The organism is Streptomyces capoamus, from assembly GCF_014654935.1.
GTDB classification, from domain to species: domain Bacteria; phylum Actinomycetota; class Actinomycetes; order Streptomycetales; family Streptomycetaceae; genus Streptomyces; species Streptomyces capoamus.
The window spans coordinates 103593-109305 of the sequence record NZ_BNBF01000020.1 but is presented as its reverse complement, the minus strand read 5'-3'; the positions used below and the strand labels follow the sequence as shown (position 1 = coordinate 109305).

The window sequence follows — 5713 nt, the reverse complement described above, 5'->3', positions numbered from 1 at the left end:
GCGTCCATCCGCACGTGCAGCCGGTCCAGCCGCCCGGCCGTCCAGCTGAGGTACACGCCGACGGCGAGGAGCGCGACGAGGATCCAGATGAGGGTTGCGGTCACAGCCGAAGGCTATCGGCTGCCCCGCAGCGGCCGTCCGGCACCGACCAGCCCGACGACCCCCCGGGCGGGACGGGGGGCTTGCGCCCGGTGCATGGGCGGGCCGGTACGGCCCCACCGGGGTGCAGGGGCGCTCAGGTCGGTGCGGCCACCTGGCACGGGGGCGTCGTCGGCTCAGTCGCGGGCCAGGCCGAAGCGGGCCCGCAGGCCCGTCGTCCGGTCGTCCGCGGCGACGGCCGCCGCGCCGGCCGTGACCGTCTCGTAGACGGACAGGATGTCCGCGCCGACCGTCGACCAGTCGAACCGCCGTACGTGGGCGCTGCCGCGCTCGCGCAGTGCGGTGCGGCGCGCCGGGTCCTGCAGCAGGCGTAGGGCCGCCTCGGCGAGCGCGTCGGCGTCCTCGTTGGCGAACACCTCGCCGGCCTCGCCCTGGTCCAGGACCTGCACGAACGCGTCCAGGTCGGCGGCGAGCACGGGGGCGCCCGCCGACATCGCCTCGACCAGGATGATGCCGAAGCTCTCCCCGCCGGTGTTGGGCGCGACGTACAGGTCGACGCTGCGCAGCAGCCGGGCCTTGTCCTCGTCGCTGATCATGCCGAGGAACTCCACGCGGGAGCGCAGCTCCTTCGGCAGGTCCGCCACGGCCGCCTCCTCGTCGCCGCGCCCCGCGACCAGCAGCCGGGTCTGCGGGCGGGCGGCGAGGATCTTCGGCAGGGCCTTCATCAGCACGGGCAGGCCCTTGCGGGGTTCGTCGATGCGGCCGATGAAGCCGAGGGTGTCGCCCTGCCACTCCGGCTTCGGTGCGGCCTCGGCGAAGAAGTCCACGTCGACGCCGTTGGGGATGACCACCGCGTCCCCGCCGAGGTGCTCGACCAGGGTGCGGCGGGCGTACTCGCTGACCGCGATCCGCGCGCTGATCTTCTCCAGCGCGGCCTGCAGGATCGCGTACGCGGCGATCATCGCGCGCGAGCGCGGGTTGGAGGTGTGGAAGGTGGCCACGATCGGACCGGATGCCGCCCAGCAGGTCAGCAGGCCCAGCGAGGGCGAGGTCGGCTCGTGGATGTGCACCACGTCGAACTTGCCCTCGTGCAGCCAGCGCCGCACCCGCGCGGCCGACAGGAACCCGAAGTTCAGCCGGGCCACCGAGCCGTTGTACGGCACCGGGACCGCACGGCCGGCGGAGACGACGTACGGCGGCAGCGGGGTGTCCTCGTCGGCCGGTGCGAGCACGGACACCTCGTGGCCGAGGCGGAGGAAGTACTCGGCGAGGTCGCGGATGTGGAACTGGACGCCACCGGGCACGTCCCAGGAGTACGGGCAGACGATCCCGATTCTCACGCGGGTCCCTTCGCGGGGTCGAGGTCGGCGAGCCACAGCCGCTGGAGCATGTGCCAGTCCTCGGGGTGCTCGGCGATCCCCGAGGCGAACGCGTCGGCCAGGGCCTGTGTCATGACGGACGTCTTCTCGGCCCGCGTACCCGACCCGGGGACCTCGACCGGCGGATGGACGCGGCCCTTCATGACGGGCGAGTCGTCGTACCAGAGGGTGACGGGCAGCAGCAGCGCGCCCGTCTGCTGCGCGAGCAGCGCCGGCCCGGCGGGCATGCGGGCCGTCTCGCCGAAGAAGCCGACCTCGACGCCCGAGGCGGACAGGTCGCGGTCGGCGACCAGGCAGACCAGGCCGCCGTCGCGCAGCCGGCGGGCGAGCGTGCCGAAGGCGGAGCCGCCGCTGTGCGGCAGCACCTCCATGCCGAGCCCCTCGCGGTAGGCGACGAAGCGGTCGTAGAGCGTCTCGGGCTTCAGGCGCTCGGCGACCGTCGTGAACGGCGTCCGCAGCGCGGTGGTGACCCAGGCGCCGGCCAGGTCCCAGTTGGCCAGGTGGGGCAGGGCGAGGATCACGCCCCGGCCGGAGGCGAGCCCGTCGGTCAGGTGGTGGACGTCCTTGGGCTCGAAGCCGTCGCGCACCCGCTCGGCGCTCCAGGCCGGCAGCCGGAAGGACTCCATCCAGTAGCGCAGGTACGAGCGCATGCCCGCCCGGGACAGCTCGGCGAGCCGCTCCGGCCCGGCACCGGGCACCACGCGCGCGTAGTTCGCCTCCAGGCGCCGCACACCCTTGCCGCGCCGTTTCCAGGCGGCGTCGGCGATGGTCCGGCCGAGGCGCACCGCGGCCGGTTCCGGGAGTTTCTTGACGGTGCTCCAGCCGAGCCCGTAGAGCGCGTCGGTGAGCCGGTCGGCGGTGCTCACTGCGCCACCTCGCCGGCGCCGGCCCGGGCGGCCGCCTCCGCCTCGGCGGACTCGCGGCGGACCGTGACGACCCGCTGGACCAGGGTGACCAGGCTGCCCACGGCGACGATCCACAGCGCGATCGGCAGCAGCCACTGGATGCCCGGGACACCGAACGCGTGCAGGCCGGCGAAACCGGCGGCGACCAGCGAGATCACCAGCCGCTCGGCGCGCTCGACGAGCCCGTTGACGGCGACCGGCAGCCCGATCGACTCGCCGCGCGCCTTGGTGTACGACACGACCTGGCCGCTGGCCAGGCAGAAGATCGAGACGGCGCACAGCACGTTGTCGTCACCCCGGCCCGCGTACCACAGGGCGAAGCCACCGAAGATCGCGCCGTCGGCGACCCGGTCCAGGGTGGAGTCCAGGAAGGCGCCCCAGCGGCTGGAGCGGCCCAGCTGGCGGGCCATGTTGCCGTCGACCAGGTCGGAGAAGACGAACAGGGTGATGACGACCGTGCCCCAGAAGAACTCGCCCCGGGGGTAGAAGACCAGCGCGCCCGCGACCACCCCGGCCGTGCCGATGAGCGTGACCGTGTCGGGGCTCACGCCCCGGCGGATGAGAAACGCGGCGAACGGTGTGAGGACACGCGTGAAAAATGCACGCGCGTACTTGTTCAGCATGGCCTTCCCGACGGTCGGTGTCGCCGCGGCCCCTGGTGGCCGCCGGCTGGCCCATCGTAGCCACGCGCGCGGGGACGCGGCGGGCGGGCACCCGCAGCCGCGCCGGGGACCGGCGCGCACCCCCGCGCGCGAGGCGTGCGTGACAGCGACGGTGCCGCGCGCGCACCCTTCGTAGTCCTTCGTATGGACGCCGCGTGACGGGAGTGGAAAGCTCGAAGGACCGCGGGCGTCGCCGGAGCCGTTCAGCACGCGGATCCCGCGTCCTCCGCGCCCACAGTGACCTCACCGTGCACGGGAGGCAGGATCATGGGCGACAAGGCACAGTCACACCACCCCGGGGCCGCCGGCAGGGCTCTGGCGGCCGACCGGCCCGCATCCGTACGCAATGTGGTTCTGGTCGGCCACTCCGGCTCGGGGAAGACGACCCTCGTGGAGGCCCTCGCGCTGACCGCGGGGGCGGTGAACCGGGCGGGCCGCGTCGAGGACGGCGGCACCGTCTCCGACTACGACGACATCGAGCACCGGCAGCAGCGCTCCGTACAGCTGTCCCTGGTGCCGGTCGCCTGGGACGGCATCAAGGTCAACCTGCTGGACACCCCCGGCTACGCCGACTTCGTCGGGGAGCTGCGGGCCGGTCTGCGGGCCGCGGACGCGGCCCTGTTCGTCGTCTCGGCCGCGGACGGCGTCGACGGCTCGACCCGGATGGTGTGGGAGGAGTGCGCGGCCGTCGGCATGCCCCGGGCGATCGTGATCACGCACCTGGAGGCCGCGCGGTCCGACTTCGAGGAGATGACCCGCACTTGCGCGGAGGCCTTCGGCGGCGACGACCCCGACGCCGTCCTGCCCCTGTACCTGCCGCTGCGCGGGCCCGAGGGCCCCGACGGGCACGCGCCCGTGACGGGGCTGGTCGGACTGCTCTCCCAGAAGCTGTTCGACTACTCGACCGGGGAGCGCAAGGAGTCCGAGCCCGGCGAGGACCAGCTGCCGGACATCGAGGAGGCCCGCAACCGGCTCATCGAGGGGATCATCGCCGAGAGCGAGGACGAGACCCTGATGGACCGCTACCTCGGCGGCGAGCCGGTCGAGGTCAAGACGCTGATCGAGGACCTGGAGCGGGCGGTGGCCCGCGGGTCCTTCTTCCCGGTGCTGGCCGCCGCCCCCGCGGCCGAGGGCGCCAGGCAGGGCCTGGGCACGGTGGAGCTGCTGGAGCTGGTCACCCGGGGCTTCCCGACCCCGTTCGAGCACCCGCTGCCCGGGGTGACCGCCATCGGCGGCGAGCCCCGCGAGCTGACGGCGTGCGACACGGACGGCCCGCTGGTCGCCGAGGTCGTCAAGACCTCCTCCGACCCCTACGTCGGCCGGATCTCGCTGGTCCGCGTCTTCTCCGGCACGCTGCGACCCGACCAGACGGTGCACGTCTCCGGGCACGGCCTGGCCGACCGCGGGCACGAGGACCACGACGTCGACGAGAAGATCGGCGCCCTGTCCATGCCCTTCGGCAAACAGCAGCGCCCGGTCACCCACGCCGTCGCCGGCGACCTGGTCTGCGTGGCCAAGCTGAGCCGCGCCGAGACCGGCGACACCCTGTCCGCGAAGGACGACCCGCTCCTGATGGAGCCCTGGCAGATGCCCGACCCGCTGCTGCCGCTCGCCATCCGGGCGCACAGCAAGGCCGACGAGGACAAGCTCTCCCAGGGTCTGTCCCGGCTGGTCGCCGAGGATCCGACCATGCGCCTGGAGCAGAACCAGGACACCCACCAGGTCGTCCTGTGGTGCCTGGGCGAGGCCCACGCCGACGTGGCCCTGGAGCGGCTGCGCCACCGCTACGGCGTCCAGGTCGACGTCGTCCCGCACCGGGTCTCGCTGCGGGAGACGTTCGCGACGAAGGCCGGCGGGCGCGGCCGGCACGTCAAGCAGTCCGGCGGCCACGGCCAGTACGCCATCTGCGAGATCGAGGTGGAGCCGCTGCCGGGCGGCTCGGGCATCGAGTTCGTGGACAAGGTGGTCGGCGGCGCGGTGCCCCGCCAGTTCATCCCGTCCGTCGAGAAGGGCGTACGGGCCCAGGCGGCCAAGGGCGTCGCCGCCGGCTACCCCCTGGTCGACGTGCGGGTCACGCTGCTGGACGGCAAGGCGCACTCGGTGGACTCCTCCGACGCCGCCTTCCAGACGGCGGGCGCGCTCGCGCTGCGGGAGGCCGCGGCGGACGCCCGCATCCACCTGCTGGAGCCGGTCGCCGAGGTGACCGTCCTGGTCGGCGACGAGTACGTGGGCGCCGTGATGAGCGACCTGTCCGGGCGCCGCGGCCGGCTGCTCGGCACCGAACAGGTGGGTACGGGCCGGACGTTGATCCGTGCCGAGGTCCCCGAGTTCGAGATCGGCCGGTACGCCGTCGACCTGCGCTCGCTCTCGCACGGCACGGCCCGCTTCGACCGGCGCTACGCCCGGCACGAGCCGATGCCGCCGCAGATCGCCGAACGCATCCGCGAACAGGCCGGGGACGAGGACGGGTAGTGCGCCGGCGCACGGGCGGGCGGCTTCGGCCGTCCGCCCCCGCGTCGTCGGTGCCGGCGGATACGCTGATCACCTGATCACGCCGTGCCGCGGCCGTTCGGCCATGTCCGGTACCGGCACGGCGGGGCGGTCAACAGGTGTGCGGAGCGGGGAAGTCGGGAAGGCCGCAGGCACGGCGTAGGCGGCGATGGGGGCG

Annotated in this window: 4 protein-coding genes; 1 reads left to right on the top strand and 3 read right to left on the bottom strand. The window is 73.8% G+C overall.

Annotated elements, in window-relative coordinates; genetic code table 11:
* Window positions 1-275 precede the first annotated feature (275 nt).
* From IE312_RS27835 to pgsA, 3 genes are read right to left on the bottom strand one after another with little or no spacing between them, the layout of a single operon-like run.
* A complete protein-coding gene (locus tag IE312_RS27835; protein ID WP_189985051.1) occupies window positions 276-1439 on the bottom strand; it encodes a glycosyltransferase family 4 protein in 1164 nt (387 codons plus the stop codon).
* Window positions 1436-2344 carry a phosphatidylinositol mannoside acyltransferase gene (locus tag IE312_RS27830; RefSeq protein ID WP_189985050.1) on the bottom strand — a complete coding sequence of 303 codons (909 nt, stop codon included), beginning with the start codon at window positions 2342-2344 and terminating at the stop codon, window positions 1436-1438. The genes IE312_RS27835 and IE312_RS27830 overlap by 4 nt, the downstream gene beginning before the upstream one ends.
* A complete protein-coding gene (gene pgsA, locus IE312_RS27825; RefSeq protein WP_189985049.1) occupies window positions 2341-3006 on the bottom strand; it encodes a phosphatidylinositol phosphate synthase in 666 nt (221 codons plus the stop codon). The genes IE312_RS27830 and pgsA overlap by 4 nt, the downstream gene beginning before the upstream one ends.
* A gap of 306 nt (window positions 3007-3312) precedes the next feature.
* Here pgsA and IE312_RS27820 point away from each other — a divergent pair, with 306 nt between their 5' ends.
* Complete coding sequence (locus tag IE312_RS27820; RefSeq protein WP_189985048.1) at window positions 3313-5517, top strand: elongation factor G-like protein EF-G2; 2205 nt, start codon at window positions 3313-3315, stop codon at window positions 5515-5517.
* Window positions 5518-5713: the final 196 nt, after the last annotated feature.